This is a genomic window from Thermofilum uzonense, from assembly GCF_000993805.1.
GTDB classification, from domain to species: domain Archaea; phylum Thermoproteota; class Thermoprotei; order Thermofilales; family Thermofilaceae; genus Thermofilum; species Thermofilum uzonense.
Map to the genome: position 1 here is coordinate 1,099,334 of NZ_CP009961.1, position 19,080 is coordinate 1,118,413.

At 45.2% G+C, this 19,080-nt stretch carries 18 protein-coding genes and 3 tRNA genes; 10 read left to right on the forward strand and 11 right to left on the reverse strand.

The features are described from left to right. Positions 1-10: 10 nt before the first annotated feature. Both MA03_RS05640 and MA03_RS05645 read left to right on the forward strand, forming a co-directional pair. The gene (locus MA03_RS05640; protein WP_052884918.1) at positions 11-790 is read left to right on the forward strand and encodes a KaiC domain-containing protein; all 780 of its coding nucleotides are present in this window, start codon (positions 11-13) and stop codon (positions 788-790) included. Continuing rightward, complete coding sequence (locus MA03_RS05645) at positions 780-1,226, forward strand: transcriptional regulator (RefSeq protein ID WP_191118449.1); 447 nt, start codon at positions 780-782, stop codon at positions 1,224-1,226. The genes MA03_RS05640 and MA03_RS05645 overlap by 11 nt, the downstream gene beginning before the upstream one ends. Positions 1,227-1,235: 9 nt before the next feature. On the opposite strand, the gene MA03_RS05650 is transcribed toward MA03_RS05645, so the two are convergent. The 5 genes from MA03_RS05650 to MA03_RS05670 form a co-directional block, all read right to left on the reverse strand. Then, on the reverse strand, positions 1,236-2,891 hold the full coding sequence (locus MA03_RS05650; protein WP_191118450.1) for a glycosyltransferase: 1,656 nt from the start codon (positions 2,889-2,891) through the stop codon (positions 1,236-1,238). After that, positions 2,882-4,810, reverse strand: a complete 1,929-nt coding sequence (locus MA03_RS05655) for an alpha-amylase/4-alpha-glucanotransferase domain-containing protein (RefSeq protein WP_052884337.1) — start codon at positions 4,808-4,810, stop codon at positions 2,882-2,884. The genes MA03_RS05650 and MA03_RS05655 overlap by 10 nt, the downstream gene beginning before the upstream one ends. A 68-nt stretch (positions 4,811-4,878) precedes the next feature. Continuing rightward, a tRNA-Thr gene (locus MA03_RS05660) sits at positions 4,879-4,974 on the reverse strand. A gap of 104 nt (positions 4,975-5,078) precedes the next feature. Further along, positions 5,079-5,170, reverse strand: a tRNA-Glu gene (locus MA03_RS05665). Between the two features lie 103 nt (positions 5,171-5,273). Continuing rightward, positions 5,274-5,377: transfer RNA gene (locus tag MA03_RS05670), tRNA-Ser, on the reverse strand. A gap of 537 nt (positions 5,378-5,914) precedes the next feature. Between MA03_RS05670 and MA03_RS05675 the strand changes: the two genes are divergently transcribed. Both MA03_RS05675 and MA03_RS05680 read left to right on the forward strand, forming a co-directional pair. Then, positions 5,915-7,177, forward strand: a complete 1,263-nt coding sequence (locus MA03_RS05675) for a metallophosphoesterase family protein (RefSeq protein ID WP_052884338.1) — start codon at positions 5,915-5,917, stop codon at positions 7,175-7,177. Further along, complete coding sequence (locus MA03_RS05680; protein ID WP_052884339.1) at positions 7,178-7,867, forward strand: diacylglycerol/polyprenol kinase family protein; 690 nt, start codon at positions 7,178-7,180, stop codon at positions 7,865-7,867. It abuts the gene before it with no gap. A gap of 4 nt (positions 7,868-7,871) precedes the next feature. On the opposite strand, the gene MA03_RS05685 is transcribed toward MA03_RS05680, so the two are convergent. The 3 genes from MA03_RS05685 to uppS all read right to left on the reverse strand — a co-directional run bounded on the left by MA03_RS05685 (position 7,872) and on the right by uppS (position 11,777). After that, positions 7,872-10,496 (reverse strand): carboxypeptidase regulatory-like domain-containing protein, encoded by a 2,625-nt coding sequence (locus MA03_RS05685; protein WP_052884340.1) that lies wholly within the window; start codon positions 10,494-10,496, stop codon positions 7,872-7,874. Then, positions 10,493-10,927, reverse strand: coding sequence for a hypothetical protein (locus MA03_RS05690; protein ID WP_052884341.1), 435 nt, complete (start codon positions 10,925-10,927; stop codon positions 10,493-10,495). Before MA03_RS05690 ends, MA03_RS05685 begins: the two co-directional genes overlap by 4 nt. Positions 10,928-10,988: 61 nt before the next feature. Next, positions 10,989-11,777 carry a polyprenyl diphosphate synthase gene (gene uppS, locus MA03_RS05695; protein WP_052884342.1) on the reverse strand — a complete coding sequence of 263 codons (789 nt, stop codon included), beginning with the start codon at positions 11,775-11,777 and terminating at the stop codon, positions 10,989-10,991. Between the two features lie 44 nt (positions 11,778-11,821). Between uppS and deoC the strand changes: the two genes are divergently transcribed. From deoC to MA03_RS05720, 5 genes are all read left to right on the forward strand, one after another. Then, positions 11,822-12,538 (forward strand): deoxyribose-phosphate aldolase, encoded by a 717-nt coding sequence (deoC, locus tag MA03_RS05700; RefSeq protein WP_052884343.1) that lies wholly within the window; start codon positions 11,822-11,824, stop codon positions 12,536-12,538. 104 nt (positions 12,539-12,642) lie between these two features. Beyond that, positions 12,643-13,689, forward strand: a complete 1,047-nt coding sequence (locus tag MA03_RS05705) for a hydroxymethylglutaryl-CoA synthase (protein ID WP_052884344.1) — start codon at positions 12,643-12,645, stop codon at positions 13,687-13,689. Then, positions 13,690-14,856, forward strand: a complete 1,167-nt coding sequence (locus MA03_RS05710) for a thiolase domain-containing protein (protein ID WP_052884345.1) — start codon at positions 13,690-13,692, stop codon at positions 14,854-14,856. A 1-nt stretch (position 14,857) separates the two neighbouring features. Continuing rightward, complete coding sequence (locus MA03_RS05715; protein ID WP_052884346.1) at positions 14,858-15,277, forward strand: Zn-ribbon domain-containing OB-fold protein; 420 nt, start codon at positions 14,858-14,860, stop codon at positions 15,275-15,277. After that, the gene (locus MA03_RS05720) at positions 15,264-15,596 is read left to right on the forward strand and encodes a hypothetical protein (RefSeq protein ID WP_052884347.1); all 333 of its coding nucleotides are present in this window, start codon (positions 15,264-15,266) and stop codon (positions 15,594-15,596) included. The genes MA03_RS05715 and MA03_RS05720 overlap by 14 nt, the downstream gene beginning before the upstream one ends. 55 nt (positions 15,597-15,651) lie before the next feature. Here the strand turns inward: MA03_RS05720 and MA03_RS05725 are convergent, their stop codons facing one another. Beyond that, a complete protein-coding gene (locus MA03_RS05725) occupies positions 15,652-16,971 on the reverse strand; it encodes an RsmB/NOP family class I SAM-dependent RNA methyltransferase (protein ID WP_052884348.1) in 1,320 nt (439 codons plus the stop codon). 24 nt (positions 16,972-16,995) lie between these two features. Next, positions 16,996-17,820 carry a winged helix-turn-helix domain-containing protein gene (locus MA03_RS05730; protein WP_052884349.1) on the reverse strand — a complete coding sequence of 275 codons (825 nt, stop codon included), beginning with the start codon at positions 17,818-17,820 and terminating at the stop codon, positions 16,996-16,998. A 125-nt stretch (positions 17,821-17,945) separates the two neighbouring features. On the opposite strand from MA03_RS05730, the gene MA03_RS05735 reads away from it, so the two are divergent. Then, entirely contained in the window at positions 17,946-18,683 is a 738-nt protein-coding gene (locus tag MA03_RS05735) for a hypothetical protein (protein ID WP_052884350.1), read from the forward strand. On the opposite strand, the gene MA03_RS05740 is transcribed toward MA03_RS05735, so the two are convergent. After that, the gene (locus MA03_RS05740; RefSeq protein WP_052884351.1) at positions 18,680-19,072 is read right to left on the reverse strand and encodes a hypothetical protein; all 393 of its coding nucleotides are present in this window, start codon (positions 19,070-19,072) and stop codon (positions 18,680-18,682) included. The two genes, MA03_RS05735 and MA03_RS05740, sit on opposite strands and share 4 nt — an antisense overlap. Positions 19,073-19,080: the final 8 nt, after the last annotated feature.

The following is a 19,080-nucleotide window of genomic DNA, read 5'->3' on the forward strand; positions in this document are numbered from 1 at the left end:
GATTCGTATCATGAGTGGTGTTATCGAAAAAGTAAAAACTGGAATCCCGGGTTTCGACGATTTACTTTATGGTGGCATCCCGAAGAGAAACATCGTTTTGCTGTCGGGAGGTCCCGGAACCGGTAAGACCATCTTCTCGCAACAATATCTCTACTATGGTCTTGTCAATGGTGAGCCCGCTGTTCTCGTAGCCTTGGAGGAGCACCCGGTTCAAATCCGACGAAACATGGCTTCTTTTGGATGGGATGTTCGCCGCTTTGAAGAAGAAGGCAAATTTGCCATAGTTGATGCCTTTACTGGAGGAATCGGAGAGGCTGCCAAGAGGGAAAGGTACGTTGTTAAGAGCGTAGATGATGTCAGTGAACTCATAGACGTTGTACGGCAAGCTATAAGAGAATCTAAGGCTGAGAGAGTTGTCATCGACTCTGTCTCAACACTGTATCTGACAAAGCCTGCCATGGCGCGCGGTGTTCTGATGCAGCTGAAACGTGTGCTGGCTGGGCTTGGAGCTACTTCTATTTTCGTTTCCCAAGTGAGCGTGACCGAGAGAGGATTCGGCGGGCCTGGCGTGGAACACGCCGTTGACGGTATCGTACGCCTTGACCTTGATGAGGTAGATGGGGAACTCGTAAGATCCCTTGTTATATGGAAAATGAGGGGAACCAAACATGACATGAGGAGGAGACCTTTCGATATCACTGATAAGGGAGTCGTCGTCTACAGTAATAAGGTCGTAAAGCTTAAGGGAATCTTTTATAGAGTTGAAGAGGGGGGGTCTAGTGAGCAGTGAGATTCCACTCAAGCCTTTAGGAAAAGATGAGATAAGAAAGCTTGAACTCTCACTCATCCTCGGCACCCTTTTAAGACCAGACGTTATAGATGCGGTTAGGAGCGCTGAGGATAAAATCACTTGGCTAGACTCCCTCGTTGTAGCTGCTGGCGCGCTCGCACGTGAGAGAGCTGGTTACTCTATTGTCCGAATTGCCGAGGAACTGGGTAGAACAGAGTCCACTATTAGGAATCACCTTACTGCTAAAACTGAAGCCGGCAGGCTTGTGAAGGAGACATACGACAAGCTCTTGCAGAGTGGCGGCAAGCTTGAGCTAGATATATTTTCTACAAAGGCTGAGGAGGAGCTTGGAGCTCTAAGAAAACGCGTCGAGGAGTTAGAGAAAAAGCTTGAAACTGTTAAGAAAGCACTAGAGGAGATTCTCAAAAATATCTAGTTGTTTCATCTAAACGCCGCCTTTAGTGTTAGGCCCGGCTAGCCTAGAGTAGGCCTCAAGAAGCATGTCTGCGGCTTTCTCCCAAGTAAACGTACTACTCACCCTGTCAATCGCATTCTTGCGTATTATCTCCCCAGCATCAAGGTATTCTTCAAGGATGGAGAGAAGTTTTTCATCCCCTATTTTCCTATGGTATCTCTCTAAGCTGCCTTGGTTTGAAGCTTCCATAAAGGCCAGCATGTTTCGCATCGCGTCTGCGAGCTCGTAGGGGTTATCGGGCGGGACAAGCAGACCTGTTCCCTTAATATCGTGCTCGTGGATATCAAGAACAGTCTCCTTTAAACCCCCCACCTTGCTCCCCACAACAGGACAGCCGGCGGCAAGGGCTTCTATAGCCATTATTCCGAATGGTTCCCAGCGTGAAGGTGCCACAAAAATGTCGGCTGCGAGATGTGAAAGTTTATAGACCGAGGGAGCGATGCCGAAAATCACCCGGACGTTATAAGGATACTCGCGAGACAGTTCGATAAGTACGTCAACGTACTTCTCTCCCCCCCATACAGGTAATACAAGAAAAATTATCCTGGCCTCACCGAATTCTCTAAGAAGTATCTCGATGGCTTCAGCCATGGTGTCGAAGCCTTTTTGGCGGGAGAGCCTACCGGTTGTTATCGCTAAGGGACCATCAAAGGGGAACGGGTCTAGCTTCAATTCCTCACGAAATGGTGGAGCAACCCGTTCCAGTATATATTCCTTTATTTTTTCATCTGGAATTTTTGGCTCACCCTTTGGTAACTGTCCCAGAGCATGAAGCAACAAGTATTTTCTAAGGGAAGATCGATTAGAAGTATTCCCAACGGTCTTCTCAATCTTATCTCTATGTATTGACAAAACCTCTTGTATGAGTGTCTCATACTGCCAGTCAGTGCCGTTGTAAACTACGAGCCCTCTACGGGTTACATCTCTCCCTAGGAAGCCGAGAAGATCCTCCTCTAGGTACGACTTACTCACGGTGATCAACTGGTCTGACTCCGCTAGGCCCAGTTTTTCTGCAAAGCCTTCTACCGAGTTGAAAACCTCTCGCAGGGTAACATGCAAGGTTTTACCATTTAGGTATGCTTTATGAACCCAGTCCCTTCTAAGACCTGCTGCCTCTATCGTGGCCCAGTCTAGTTTTCTCCTAACTAAGAGGTGCACGTGGTATACCAGGTAAGGTTTCTCATCCTCTCCCCTCTTCTCCTTAGCTTTAAGCAATGGTACTACAGAGTGCCAGTCATGAAAGTGGAGTATGTCTGGCTCTACTAGTCCCAGATCACTTGCCCACGTGAATATGTATGGAAGAGCCTTTGCGAGATCCACCACTTTGTTTAATAAAACGTCCTCTGAATATACTCTGGAGTCATCTAGAAAATCGCTGTGAACACGGAGGAAATGGATGCCTTTGTACATTGTTTTTTCGAAGACGTATTTTTTCCCCTCAATTAACCTCTCTACAATCTCTGCACGAGGATCTATTACCGGGGAATGAGACGGCATGATTATAGCCGAGAATATTCCCTTTTTGGAAAGGGGTACTAGAAGGTTTGTCGGAACCTCGGCTAGGCCCCCAACCTTTGCGAAAGGTATTGCTTCAAAGGTAACCATCCAGACACTCTTCAAAGCCAACGTAGAGTCACCTGAGTCTCAAACGACTCTCCTGGATTCAATGCCACTATGTGATTAAACGTTATGCCTATTCCTTGAAGCTCCTTCTTTAACCCTTTTTCGGTTCTGGCAAGTGTCTCGATCGGAGCCACCCAGACTTCAGCGTGCTTGTTGTTCTCGACTACTATTTCCTTATAATCCTTCGAGGAGATTCGAATCGTGCGTGACCATGGACTCTCAAACCTCTCTGTAAAGCTTCGGCTATACGCATCGTCCACGGTGTAATTAGGAGTGCTCTCCTCGTCCCAGGGGAGTTTGGGCATCAAGGATAGCTCGATAGATATTTTAGGGTCTATGAATCGTTTCTCCATGTTTCTCCAGATGTATTTGACTCTAAGAGTCTTTCCTTCATCTTCAACTTCATAAACCTTGGTAACATGAATTCGTGAAGGTTGACTTCTTATACTCCAGTCACGTCCCATTGCAGATAGGACTACGCCTCCATCCCCTATATGTTCGACCAAGTAGTGTTTAAGGGCTAGATCGCTCACGTCTACAAAAGGAGTGTTTTCTATCCAGTCTCTAAGACTCGCATCACGCTTCCATATATGTTCCCGGAATGATACCCTGCGGTACCAATCTGGCCTATAGTCTGTAATCCCACTTAGATATGGCTCTGCATATCGTGACATTGTATTAATTAGGTTGTGCTCGTAGCCCTCAAGTTTAATGTCGAGCTCGAACAAGGAGCCGCCATCGCTGGGCTTGATATAAAAGTTCGTGTAAAGAGATTCGATGAGTATTTCGCTTCGGCCATCATAATCAAAATCCTCTTCGGATATTCTCAAACCACTTGCATAGTACAACGCTGAGCTCTCTGAAATCCTTTCAGCCTTTATGAGATGTTCGTATATGGCTTGCCTGAGAATCGGTAGATAGGTACCGCCAAACAGACCATGCCAGTACGCGTCGTTACACTGTGCAAGATAATAATTCTCCCAGGCATGTGGAGGGGCCTTGAGCCTTACAAGCTTCTCGCGTACGCGAAGGAGCTTCTTATGCATGTTGTTTGCTTCAGGGTATTTTCGAAGGAAGTTAGGAAAATAGCCTCCGCTCCACTCAATCATCTTATCATAGCTCCATGGACCAAGGTATGCTAGACCTGTGAAACCATAGCGTTTAATGTATTCAGATGGAGTGAGAGTTTGAATGTCATTGCTTTCCCTAAGAAGGTGGAAAAATAGTCTTAGCCAGGGCTCCGCGTTTTCACGGGGCCACCACTCGCCAAACTTCTCCGCGTCGCTCCCCCATAAGACGTATTTAAATCCGTTAGGTGTTCGGAAGCTTCTAATATAATCGAGGACTTCCGTATGTGTTCTCCAGGGTAATATGTACCTGATGTTTGCATCTATAAAGAGAACACCTATTTTTCTACCAGCGTATTCTGTGAGGATAGCTGTGTGAGTATCATCCCGCCATAACCCTGACCTATACCCAACTTCGTCGTCTACAATAACATAGGAATAAGCAGCTTCCTTTATGGCTGATGGGAGCGTGGGATCCCAGACCCTTTCGGCAAGCCATAACCCCTTGGGCCTAACTCCGAGTAAATCCTCTACCAGTTTTCTGCCCCGTTTCAGTTGTTCAACTCTATCCTCATATGGGAGAATCGAAAGAATACTTTCTGAGAAAGCACCCCCTAAAACCTCGAAACGGCTGTTCTGTATGATATCTTTCATACGCTCGAGGTAATCAGGATAGTATTCTCGCCAGTAAAGAAGAAGAGGGCCGCTGAAGTGTAGGGTGAGTGGCAGATCCTTGAAATATGAGAAGAGATCTAGAAGCATCTCATAGGAGTTCGACTGAATTCTCCTCAGGATGCTTTTTAGCTGGCCTATAGGCTGATGAAAGTGTAGTATAAAGATAAACGTACTCTTCATACTATATCCTTGTCCGGTTCAATGAGATAAGTTTTTCTTAAAATTGGAAGTAAATCCCATGCCAACAGAGCCCCGGCCGGGATTTGAACCCGGGACCTTCGGCTACCCCGAGATTATAGTAAACCTTACGAGGCCGACGCTCCACCAGTCTGAGCTACCGGGGCTAAGAGATTATCTTAGACAGAGATTAAAAAATTTTTCACGTCTCATAAAGCTTGAAAAAACGACAGGTTCCTTTAAATCAGTTGAGGAATTACCGGAGCTAAAGTGCCCCGGCCGGGATTTGAACCCGGGATCTACGGCTCGAGAGGCCGTCATCCTTTCAGCCTCGTGCAGTTGACCGGGCTAGACGACCGGGGCCTAACCCAAATAAATTAAAAATCTTGATAAACTTTTCTTTCGCAGGGGGGGTTTGAAGACTACTTCATGTCCTCGCCTGAGAATAAGAGTCCTCAGAAAAACGTGGCGCCGGGGCCGGGATTCGAACCCGGGCGCCCTTGCGGGCAACGGATTTCTTGGATCGTGGGATCTCGAGTCCGCCGCCTTAGGCCGCTCGGCCACCCCGGCACCATGACATCTCAGGCGGGGAGGGTAATGAACTTTACCGCAACGACACCTACTAGCTGGGCGTTCAAGACGCTACAAACACGTTTTTAAGGTGAGTACCCTCCCCTTAAATCTGAGCTTCTATGAGGAACATTGTCGTTTTTCTAGGCCCAGCCGGGAGCGGCAAAACCTCCCTGTATAAACCGAGAGGTTCTGGGTTCGAATCCCGCCGGCTTGCTCTATATAATCTTGATGGTTCTAGTATGTCTTCTCTGTCTCCTATTCCCCGAGGAGGCCTTAAATCCTTGCTGAGAGTTCTTCTAGCCTATCTGAGAATTACATTTATGCTGTCGAGGGCCTTCCTTTGTTCTGGGAGAGCGCCCGCGTAGGCCCTCAACGAGAAGAAAAAATACGACCACTAGGAGCAAAACATAACCCTCAAGGGGGTAACCCGGGAGCCCGCCCCAGTGATGCAGGGTGCGGAAAAACAACAAGTCATTTTTATAAAGCTGAATACAGTGTTGACGCGTTAATGTGTGGCTTGCTTGGTGCTAAGATATGGGGAGGATACGTCTACTTGCACTTTCCGACGTCCATGGCAAGGAGGATATAGTTGATAAGTTCCTAGAATGGGTTAAGAGGGACAACGTTTCATATGATATTATAGTAGCCGCAGGAGACATAGGAAATCCCCAGAGACCCGGGAGCATGTGTAGAATTCTAGCTAAGATATCTAGGGTTTTACAGAAACCCGTCTATTATGTTAAGGGAAATTGGGATGTTGAAGACGACTGTGACGTCCCAAAAGTCTTCAACCTTGACGCAACAGGTCCAATATATTTAAACGATATAGCTCTCGTCGGGCATGGTAGGAGCGCGGAGCCCTTCAGGCTCGAGCATCAGGTCAAAACAATCATACTTGTTACCCATTACCCTCCTTTCAGCATACTCGATAAGGGTAAAGTAATAGACAGCTATCATCATTCACCGCATGCAGGAGTTATTGAAATAAACTATCTGATAGACTATTATCGCCCTAATGTTCACATCTTTGGACACAGCCACAGCTTTGGAGGATTGGAAATAGAACATAACGGAACACTGTACGTGAACGTCGCTCGACTTGACCGGCTTTTGAAGTCCGGCGAGCCTATAGGCAACTACGCTATAATAGATGTATCAAGCAGTGGTGAAGTAAAAGTCGAGTGGCGTTTCATTAACGGGGTATGGAAGAAGTGTTCTAGCTGTGGGAGGATCGTACATATCCCTGAAAAATGGTCTCTTTGCCGTAAGTGTGCTCATAAGTCCGATTTGAAGTTTACAAAGGTGACAGGCGTACCATATAGAAACATGCTTGTGTTCAGCGATGGTGTAACCAGAGAAGTTTTAGCAAAGAAAGAAGTAAAAATACCTTTCTACACTATACGAGACAATGTCACATTGGATGATTTCCTAGACATTATAGTGACCAGGGTATTCAAGGAGACATTCACAAGGGACGGGACGCGGATACTTGAAGTTCCAAAAGATAAGGTTATTGAGTTTTACGGCAACAGGCGTGAGCCTTTGACTCCCTTTAGCGAGTATCTATTTGCATGCAATGAAAAAATTAAGGAGCAAAAACTCTGTCTTCTAATGAAGGTTTTCTCAGTCGATAAAAGAGCACATGTATTTTGGAGAATAAACCAGAACAACCCCCTAAGCATCGAGAACGAGTTTATCCTATTCAGAGAAGGAATTCTATTACCTGAGTCACAACTCCTGAAAAAGCTCGCAGACATTAACTTCAGAGTAATATCCTACAAATTTGAGGCGATCTAAGTGAGCACCACCTGGCGCGAAATTTATAGGAAGATTGTTCACGTCGCTTTAAGTCTTCTCTTATTTGCCCCTTTTTACTTCAAGCTTCCTCCTCCTCTAAATCCCTATAGTTACTACTCGCTTGGACTCTTCTTGGCAGCATTTATAAACAGCGTTGTGGTGAAGAAAGATAAACTTACCTTAGAGATAAACGCGTTACGAGATGAACTACACCGATTTGCGGAGAGTATTGGAGACATAGCTAAAATGCCAATATCGATACTAGAGGAGATTCTCACAGATTTTCATAGTTTTGTCGAGAAGCAGCTTTCACTGCTAGAAAGAGACTACGAGAAAAGAGAAGGTTACGTTGGACTTCTTTACGGAATAATCGGGGCGACGTCAAGCCTTCTCGTTGACCCCAGCCATGCATTCTACGGGATAGTTGCGCTGGCAGTTGTAGATGTCTTGGCGTCTATGTCCAGCCTTTTGATTTGGAATAAAGGTAAAACCATGGGTGGCGAGGCAATAGCTTTTCTCTCCTTTGCAATAATACTCATGAGTCTCGGAGTTCCGGTGCTTCAAAGCATTCTAGTTTCAGCGGTAGCTACGCTCTCAGAGTATTTCTCCCCTGAAGATAATCTCACAGTTCCCTTCTTCACAACTATTGCTGCATTTATCCTAAAGCTACCTGAGAGGCATCCGCTATAAAAATTCAGTATGCGTTATAGTCTTCATTAAAGTAGTCTGCGTCTAACTCTAGGGTTTCAGTGTCGTCGCGACGTAAGCTATCACTGATAGGATAAACATCGCCACTATAAGAGCCGAAACTATGCGTTTCATCTTCTCTCTCCTTACCGGCACTTGAATCACCCTGGACCAATGCGAACAGAATAATTAGAGTTCCCGACAATATTAACATTTCTGGTAAGACGGATTTGTTCGTGATAAAGTTTAACGGTATGGAACTTGAGTTGAAGAGAAAAGAGTATTTTGCTTTTGTTTCTTCGAGTTCCTTTCGCGCGCCTATTCCCATGAAGATGAGCTTCCCATCTTTAACTACTAGAACTGTGGGAAAACTTGAGGCATTAACTTGAGCTCTAACGTTGAGACTGTCGATCCCCAGGGGCCAAGTGATGTTATTCTCAATAGAATATCTTCGAAGCATTTCGGGGGTATCTGATGGGGATACGGTGAGAGATACTACCACTGTGTCGTTCTGACTCGAGAGCAGTTTAAGTGTCGGAAGCAGGTATTTACAGCCTGTGCATTGAGTATAGAACAGCTCTATTATCAGTATCTTGTCATGGGATAGATACGATAAGTCGAGATTACTGCCTCCAAGAATAGTCACATATCCGAGGCTTAGCGTTTTATTCAGTCTTCTACTAGCTATTGTCTCGTTTGAAAGAACCTGTAATACACGCTCTACTGAGACCAAATTAACATTTTCCAGTCTGACACAGGAATAATTGATGAATATTTCCTTTATACCTTCCCGCCAATTCACTAATATATTACTTGTATTATTTAGAGTGCATCGGAGCCCTTCCGGGAAACCAGTAATTGACAGCTGGTAGGATCCGGCTTCAAGCGTCTTGACGTACATCGAAGATGGTTGTATATCAAGGAAAATGGTATCCGAAGCCTCGTCCAACCTTGTGACCGCAATCCTACCAGTAGAGTTTTGTGTGGATTTCACTATTAAGTTAAATGTTAAACGTTTAAGCGTCACTTTAAGCGTTAATGGTGTCTTGAGAGATATGTCGAGGATTCTAGACTGGTATAGCGGAGCCTCAATGGTCGCTGAATAGTTTCCTTTTAGAGCCTCAACCATGGTGATGCCTTGAGCCGTCGTCCATAATTCATAGGTTTCAGGTCCCTTTACTGTTATTTTCGCACCGGGAATGGGTTTCCCGTTTTCGTCTGTAACATTAAACGTAAGTGTAACCCTTTTAGGGGGTTCTTTGGACAACGTCGCAGTCATATACATGATAGGTTGAGCTAGCTGTAGTGTGAAGGTGTTTTGCGAGTATCCCTGTTTCAGTATCTCAACAGTATAATTACCTATTGGTATTAGACCTGTAGCATAACCTGTAGAATTCGTGAAAAGTGTAAGGGTTTTAGAGGAATCAGATAAAATTATTGTAGCATTAGAGACGGGGGTTCCCTCACTGTCAATAACCCTTAAATAAAAAAGAGCACGTGTGAGTGGATATATAACGACTAGTCTCCTGCTACCGTAAGCTGCAACATATAAGGTTTCTGTGTTTTTTCCAGATTCCGGATCAAAAGGAACGCTGCTCCAGTTAACCTGTTGTCTCATCTGGAGAGTTGGAGCGCCTTTCCTGTCGAATGTATAGAAAGTCACGTCACTAACAGTGAACACAGCAACCCCGTCATCTGTGACTAGGTTAACAGAACGTGAAGCTGGTAGTTTAAGTACACTGTTGCATTCAAGGTTGTATGTGCACAGACTTAGGATGCCATCGGATCCGATTATAGCAAAACCGTTTTTAAGAGGAATCATCTGTTTTATAGGAGGCATCATTTTTGTGGCCCTTAGCTGAAGGTTAGGTAATGTGAGTATTGAGGTGTTGTGGAGACCGTTCTCGTCCTTAACTTTTTGGAACAAAATAAAATTGTTCCCGATAGCTTTCGAGGTTAGACCTGTTATCTGTGTAGCTACCTTCTCCACTCCGTTTCCGGACACCCTGTATACCTCGATCCTGTTATCTGTAAGCTGGCACAGCTCGCATAGAGTATCTATGGTCTCAACGACAAGAAAGTTATTGGAAAAATCCATTGAAAATATCCTCACGAGAACGTCCCGGGAATTTACATCTCTTTCAAATATGCGGAGGTTTCTCTTAAGATCTAGAACTATCAGTCTGTCAAGTTTGACCTTCTCGACTGAATAAATCATGCTCATGGCAAGAAATCTTCCATCAGCGCTTAGGGCGCAACGAGCGACTTCGATCTCATCACTCTTAGCCTTGGCATTTAAGGAGGCTAAGACTTGAAGACTAGAAGAGTTTAAAATGACAACCGTCCCAGTCCTGTCGACAACCACAAAAACAGAGCCGTTAGTCGCTAAGCATGAAATATCAGCTCCGAAGGGAAAAATTATTCGAGAGTTTACTTTTCCGGTTTCAAAGTCTATTTTAGAGATAGTTCCATTAGTAAACATGACGAATAGCTTATTCCCATAGGGTAAAAAGGCCTCGAAAGCTGTTGTAAAGTCTATTGTGGCTGTTGTATACATCGGTGCTGAAAACGAGTAAGCTGCTAAGGCAAGAAGTAGTACAAGAAGCACTAGGAAGGTTTTTCCATTAATCATTCTGTTTCCTTCAATAACAGTTTTACAGGTATCTCATTAAGTGTCTGAACAAGTATTGTGATACCCGAGAGTTTTTCCTCTGACGATAGTGAACTGTTAAGCTTGTAAAGTATATCTCTGATACGTAAAAGCGCCTCCAGGGACTCCTTCTGCGACTCAATCGTTTCCTCAAGAACGTTTAGCTCATCAACAGCTCTTGCATTCACTACAACTTTAAGACCCATAAAATCGATCTCGTTAAGAGAAGAAAGCTTTTCGCCTATAAGATCCTCTAGGACACGCTCTAAAGCTTTCATACGCTCAGCTCTAACTTTTACGCTCTCATACCTCTGCTCGAGCTGTTGTAGTGTATCTTGGAGGGTTCCTATCTGAGCCTCAATATACCTGAGCAACTCGTCGAACCCATTAAACTGATATATATTGTAAGACACGACTCCTCAATATGTGCTATACTCAGCGTTTAAAAAAATTAACGTATAAATACAGTAACCTTTACCCTCCAAACCTTCTATGTCTCGATTGATAAATCCTTATAGCACGCAGAAGATCAATCTTTCTGAAATCAGGCCAGTATACGTCCAGGAAGACGAGCTCAGAGTACGCAATCTGCCAGAGCAAAAAGTTGCTTATTCGCTCCTCGCCACTGGTACGTATGACGAGGTCAGGATCCGGGTGTGGCTGGTCACCAGTGAGAAGATACCGTGCAAAAACTTCTTCACTAATTTCATCCTCGTCGAGCTTACCTGTCTTGACGTCCTTGACTAGTCTCCGAACAGCCTCAACGATTTCCCATCTCCCCCCATAGGCAATAGCAATATTCAAGAATCTTTCACTGTATACCGAAGATTTTCTCTCAATATCCTCTATCTTCTCACGAACACTAGAGGGTAGAAGAGACTTGTCCCCTATAAACCTCACGTGAACCTTTCTCTTTTCGATCTCACCCGAGTCTCTAAGCTTCACGAGCTTCTCTTCCAGTACCTTGAAAATCTCTCGTATCTCCTCCTCACTCCGTTTTTTAAGATTCTCTGTCGACAAAACAAACAAGGTCACCGTTTTTACTCCAAGATCGTAACACCAGTCAAGAACCTCCTCGGCCTTTTCGGCACCATGTCTGTGTCCAAACCAAGGTGGGAACCTCCTGACCCTAGCCCATCTTCTGTTACCATCCAGTATAAAGGCAACGTGTTTAGGAATGTCGCCTCTTTTAACTTCCTGTTCTAGAAGATACTCGTAGACCCTATATAAGCCCAAGATGTGGGCTACTGACCTCCAAGACATTAGAGACCACTAGCTTTTTGAGGAGGCTTAAAATATTAATCATTATGCTAAAGCTTTTTTCTCGAAGTTTAGAGGAGTTAGAAAACCCAGTGGAGGAAATAAAACACTTAATCGATCATACGAACCTGAGACCTGAAGCCTCCCTTTCAGATCTTGAGAAAACCTGTAAAGAAGCAAACGAGTACGGTTTCTATGCTTGCTGTATACCACCATTCTTTGTAAAGCAAGCCAGGCAACTAGTTAGGGGCGAGACTAAAGTCGTAACGGTGGTGGGCTTTCCCCATGGTAACTCACCCGTTGAGGCTAAGGAGCTTGAAGTCAAGAGGGCCTTTGAAAGTGGGGCAGACGAGGTTGACGCTGTAATTAATATTTCTCTTGTAAGGAGTGGAAGGATCAATGAGGCTCTAGAAGAGGTGAAAAGATTACTTGAGGTAACGCGAAGCTATGGGGGAGTTTTGAAGATAATTATTGAAACTGGATATTTAGAAGAGAAAACAATTTACGAGGTCTCAAAGGCCCTAGCCGCGACAGGAGTCCATTTTGTAAAGACATCCACAGGGTTTGGTCCGCGTGGGGCTACGCCAGAAGACATCCTGATTATGCGGGATGCAGTAAAGGGGACGGGGACAAAGATAAAGGCCGCTGGCGGCATCCGAACGGGTCTTCAGGCAATGTATTTTTACCTATTAGGCGTCGATAGGATAGGCACAAGCAGCAGCCTACAAATACTGAGCGATCTTAAAAGAATATTCAAGTCATGATATTTTACTTTCCAGAAGCGCCCTTTCTCTTTGGGCTGGGGTGGTGAAATTTAAACAAGCGTAAAAGAAATATACGACAATCACTAAGATGAGGCCGATCATAGATGAAAGGCATCGCATCGATATACGGTTACGGCGCATATATCCCGGTTTACAGAATAGAGGCTAAGGAGATCGCGAGGGTGCACACGAAGGGTGGTGAGAAAGCTCCCATAAAATCTAAGAGCCTCCCCGGACCGGACGAGGACTCTCTAACCATGGCTTATGAGGCAGCTAAAAACGCTCTCAAAAGGGCGAGAATCGACCCCTCACTTGTAGAGGCTCTCTATATTGGCTCCGAGAGCCCCCCTTATGCAGTCAAACCCTCGGCCACAGTAATCGCGGAGGCACTGGGCCTCTCTCGAAAGCTTTACGGCATAGACATGGAGTTCGCGTGTAAGGCAGGCACTACAGCCGTTATTAGCGTCGCCTCACTTATATCTTCTGGAGTGATAAAGTATGGAATGGGTATCGGGACGGACACTGCGCAAGGCCGCCCAGGCGACGAGCTTGAATATACCGCAGCTGCTGGAGCTGCAGCTTATCTATTGGGCCCCTTGTCAAGAGAGAGTGTGGCCACTATCGAACATACTTATAGCTATGTGAGTGATACGCCAGACTTTTGGAGACGAGAAGGGGAGAAATTTCCAATGCATACTTTTAGGTTTACCGGAGAGCCAGCATACTTTCAACACATAGAAGGTGCGGCGAGAGGCCTGATGGAGGAAACAGGCCTAAGACCTGGGGACTTTAACTACGTGGTATTTCATCAGCCAAACGTTAAGTTTCCTCAGCGCATGGCGGAGATCCTAGGATTTACTCCTGAACAATTAAAGCTTGGCCTGCTCTCTGGAGAAATAGGAAACACTTATGCTGCAGCGTCCCTTGTGGGACTGGCAAACGTGTTGGATCACGCGAAGCCCGGGGAGAGAATACTCGTTGTATCATTTGGAAGCGGTGCAGGCTCAGATGCACTTAGCATCATCGTTGAGGATGGTATAGTAGAGAGAAAACCCTTAGCCCCTAGTGTCAGTTATTACATCAAGAGGGCAAAGTATGTTGATTATGCGTTCTACCTAAAATATAGAAGGTTTATTCTAGGGGTGATGTAGTTGGGAAAAGCCTATATCGTCGGAATCGGCGCCACGAAAATTGACGAACACTGGGAAAAGGGTATACGCGACCTGATGACTGAAGCCTCACTAAGGGCCATACAGGATGCGGGAATATCGAAGAAGGAGATCCAAGCTATATTTGTAGGAAACATGTCATCTGGTTATTTACAAGGTCAGGAGCATTTGGGATCACTGCTGGCCACATGGTTGGGGCTACCCGGGGTAGCAGCAAACAAAGTCGAGGCTGCCTGCGCCAGCGGTGGTGCAGCAGTCCACGCGGCTTATCTGGCTGTTAAATCCGGTCTTTACGACTGCGTGCTAGCAGTGGGCGTGGAGAAGTTAACCGATGCTCCTACCAGTGATGCAACAAGTGCTTTGATAATGGCAGAGGATCAGGAGTACGTCGCTTTTGCTGGCTTCTCGTTTGTAGCCTTAAACGCTCTTGTATACAGAGAGTATATGAGGAGGTTTGGGGTAAGACAAGAGGACATCGCGCTCTTCGCGGTGCATGACCACAAGTATGCAGCAAATAACCCGTTAGCCCAATACAATAAGCCTGTTAGCCTCGAAGATGTCTTAAAATCACCCCTTGTAGCAGATCCTATAAGATTACTTGAAAGCGCACCTTTGGGAGATGGAAGTGCCGCCCTAGTTATTTGCTCGGAGGAAAAGGCTAGGAGACTTAATAAGGATGTTTTCGTGGAGCTTGCAGGTAGCGCCCTCGCCACGGATATTTTAAGCCTCCATGACAGGCCTGATCTGACCACGCTCTCTGCCACAGTGAAGGCAAGATCCATGGCATTTAAGCAGGCTGGGATAGACGTGAATGATATTGACATATTGGAAGTCCATGATGCTTTTACAGTGCTGGGCGTTATTCACCTGGAGGACCTAGGATTTGCCAAGAAAGGTGAAGGGTGGAAGCTACTAAAGGAGGGCCAGCTCGAGAAAGACGGCAAGATTCCCACTAACACCATGGGGGGTCTTAAGGCTAGAGGACACCCTGTTGGAGCAACGGGCGTATACCAAATCTATGATCTTGTAACACAGTTGCGAGGTGATGCAGGGGCCAATCAGGTCCCTGACCCTGAAATAGGTTTGGCACAAAGTGTTGGTGGTGTTGGAGGTACTGTTGCAATAAATGTTGTGAGAAGGGTGAGATAAGATGGCCTATGTGAGGAGTGTTCCGAGAGCATGGAGGGAGAGACAAAACAAGTACAGGTTAATAGGAGGGACCTGTAAGGACTGCGGCAAGACCTTCTACCCCTATCGGGGAATATGCCCAGTATGTGGCTCGAGCAATGTGGAAGCTAAGAAGCTACCTGAGACGGGTACAATAGAGACATTTAGCGTTGTTAGAACACCGCCAACAGAATTTACAGGTCAAGCCCCCTATGTGGTGGCGCTGGTTAGGCTAGACGATGGCACGCTTGTCCCGGCACAGATAACTGACGTTGAGCCCGAAGAGGTTCAAGTGGGGATGCGCGTCGAGGCGGTATTCAGGAGGTACAGAGAGCAGGGTGAGAAGGGAATCATCGAGTACGGCATAAAGTTTAGGCCTGTGGTCAACCTTGAGTCAAAATGAAGAGAAGACAACACGTGAGAAACTAATCGAAATTTTTCTCAATAACCCGGGGGTAGAGTTCACTTTAAACGAGCTTCTCTTGCGACTTAATTTAAAAGAACGCGATGCTAAACAGTTACTGAACAACATAAATCATGTAGCCAAGAGTATCAAAAGACTAACCGGGGGCAAAGCCTACCTTGCCATGCGTCCTCCGACATGTCTAGACTGTGGATACATCTTCCGTGACCTGGAGTCAGCCAGAATGCCGAGCAAATGCCCTAGATGTAAAAGTGAAAGGATAATTCCACCCTCATTCATTCTTTTGAGAAAAGAGTAAGATTCAAGCCTTCAGTTTGTTTTATAAAGGAGTCTCTTCGCTTCGATAGAAGTATTTATCGGGGGGAGAGAATAGAAAAGAAGAAACCGTCTGTTCGATGAACATGTGGGTAGAGTCTATAACAGTACCCGCACGTCTTGTGTATAGTCCGCTCAATGTTAGGCGGCAGGAATGGCTGAAGTGGCTTGATCGGGATCTTCAGAGAAGAGATTACTTCTTCTCCTTCTTCCGGGAAAAGAGAACATGTGGAGTATAGAACCAGGGCTCCACGATGAACAAGTTTTAAAGCGTTTGTAAGTAGTTCTAGCTGGACTTGTTTCATTCTGCTTAGATCCTCCCTTCTTAAGCTCCAGAGAGCAAGTCTTAGCCCGGGATCCCGCGATATAGCTCCGCTATTTGTACAGGGAGCATCGACTACGGCTGCGCTAAAGAGCTTTGAGCTCGAGAAAAATCTACCATCTGAGTTAATTACTTGATAATTGCAGTTTGTAGCTTTCATTATTTCGATACATGCTCTTGTTCTTTTTTCTGAGATATCTACCAACAGAATTGCGTCGTGGTCTATTTTACGGCAAAGTAATGAGGCCTTCATGCAAGGAGCTGCAGCTAAATCAACTATTACTCCTTTTAGTCTAAGCGATACGAGAGCTTCGACTGCTATAATGCTCGCCTTGTCCTGATAAGTTGCAATTTCAGGTGGTAGAGAAGGAAGAGGTATCTCCTGTGTCGGCAAAATCTCTAGAAGATATGGATAATCTTTATCTTGCCTAAACCTGAACCCTTTCCTCTTCAAGTAGTCTTCAAGCCAATCCTTTCTCTCAGTATCATTCAGCCTAACCCACACTTGCCGATATCTTAGAGACTTTAATATCTCGGGGGTTGCTTTCTCGCCGAAACGTGAGAGAAATGTTTCCACTATAAGAGGTGGGACGCTCTCCTTGTAAGATAAACGCAACGTAATAGGCATTTCCTCGAGCTCGTTAAAAAGCCGATCTAAGTTTCTAGGTGTTAGAAGGTTAAGTAGAGAGTCGCTAACAAGGCCACCCCTTAGGGCTCTTATCCTATCTAGTGTGAAGCTGGGAGATGAGGAGGCTAAATAGAAAGCGACATAAAAAGCTCCTTTTCTCCGTAGAGGCAAGTCTTGTTTGTTGTTCTTCCTTAATAGGTAGATGGGTGGCCCAATGTTTTCAAGCGTTCTCTTCGCGAGAAGAAAAGATATCTTCTGCTCTTCAGCGGAGAGTTTGAATTCTTGCATAGTCTCCTGAAATGCTGCATCAAAGGATATCGACTTAGCTTCAATTCTCTCTATGACCCTTGTAGCGGCCCGGAAAGCAATTGGAGAAACAAGCTCTACAAGCTCTTTGTCTCTAGGCATGAAAGGTCATTCCTGGAACTTTTCTTAGAATAGCCTTTGAACCAGTATTGCCAGGGTAAAGCTTGCATAATAGGCTACGAAGACGCTTATGAATGCTCTTTCTGTTGGCAGTTTCTTGTAAACTTTGATTATAGCTGTTAGAAGCCCTAGTACAATAACCTGAACGACTCTGTAGAGAATATTTGTTAGAATAATATCCAGGTTTGCAAGGGCTGGTATTGCGAGTAGAATTGTCGCCAGAAACATGCTTGAGAAATAATCGAGTCCTATCCGGGGATCTCCGCCCAACAGGCGAGATGAAAATTCTAGAATAGATAGTGTTAACGATATCCCTGAAATCCACAAAACTATACGTGCCTCCCTGTACACTATCGGAACAAATAGTTGATCCAGACCAAAGACTACGTAGCTTCCCGTAAGCGTCGCCACCGCTGCCGTTGTAAAATAAATGAGTAAGGCTAAGAATGGAATAACTGGTTGCGAGTACATGTAGGAAACTAAGTTTTCAGGAACTATAACCGGTAAGATGTATTTTTCAATAACTAGGGACAGCCCCCGCTTCTCTAATAGAAGACTTTTAACTCTGGCCTCGTTTTCCGTTAAGAATTTGTAGAGCTTAACGCCTTTCTCTGTTAGCACATACTTGCGTCTCTCATTCTTCTCAACAAGTCCTGAAAGCTTATCCAGATTATAGTATAGGTTTCCAGTACTGGTCTTAATAGCCTCTTTCAACTCGCTAAAGGACGCTTCCCCGGACTCTCCTATCTTTCTGATAATCGCCCTTAGATAAGGATTCCCTATTACAGAGTATATCTGATCAAGGTCTATGTCCTGCCCTGAACTCTCCATAGACGTGAACACACATAAGCGTCACAGGTTATTAACCTTAGCTCCATATACACGACCCGCCTGGCCCGGGGCGTACACACAAATAATAAAAACTATGACGATTAACTGACAATTGAAGTATTGGAATGCAACACGTTGTTCCCGCAGTAGGCATACGCGTTGAAGATGAAGAGTCACTGGGAAAGCTGCCAAACCGCTTGTCGCGTTTTGAGACATCCCATGTCTGGGTTCAACTCATATCCTCCTACAAGTTTTTCTCGGACATGGGTGTCAGCGACATTACCGATGTCTTTATCGATCACGACGTCAACATTGCTTCCCTGAAATTCGAATCTGTAGGAGAAATTGATCAGGAAGTCTTCGAGAAGATAATAACTATAGCTGATGAAACAAAAGGTAGAACCATAATTATTTCCAAACCACTAAGCTTGAGTAGTACTACTCTGGAGAGAATATACGAGCTGGCGGCCATGTATAAAGTGAAAATTCTACTTGAGCCTGAAAAGCCGGAAAATCTTAAACAAATTTCTAGTATAATCGGATCTTTCATGGGAGGGATTCTTGGACTCTCTCTTGTCCAGGAAAAGTACTCTTCTACGGAGACCTTTATATCAAGCATAAGAGGATATCTACAAGTCGCTAGGAATATAGAGATTTCAAACTATGATGGAACTGAACCCGCCCCAATACTCATACCCTCTCAGTATAATAATCCAATGCTTTTACGCTTTCTCATGAGAAATCAGTTCGAGGGCTTTCTGACAATATGTTATTCAAAAAAAATGACAGACGACACGTGGTTGCTACGGGAGCTTTTCAGTCTAAAAGAGCAGCTGGCCACTCTAAGCGAGAAGAAGGACTAGACTTCAACCTCAAGCACAAGTGCGCCTCTGTATCCGCAGTTTGCACACACGTATAAGGGTGGTGTTAAGCCTGCGACTCCAAGGGGTGAAATTCTTGTGCTACCACAAATGGGACATACAAGGATGGAGGAGGAACGTTGTCTTGAGAATTCCAGAGCTAGAGGTCTACCTTCGACGGCTATCCTGTGTTCAGGTAATCCCTTCGACAAGAGATACTCAATAGCCCGCGTGATTTCCTGAAAACTCGTTTTTGAAAAACACACATCTTCCCCTTCTTCCACCTTGAAGCCAAGAGTAACCTCGACATATTTTCGAGCAGAGCAATCAAATTCTATGCAGACTTCTCCGGAACAGGTTACTATGTTGAAAAATGTATCCGTATCTGTCATCCCAAACA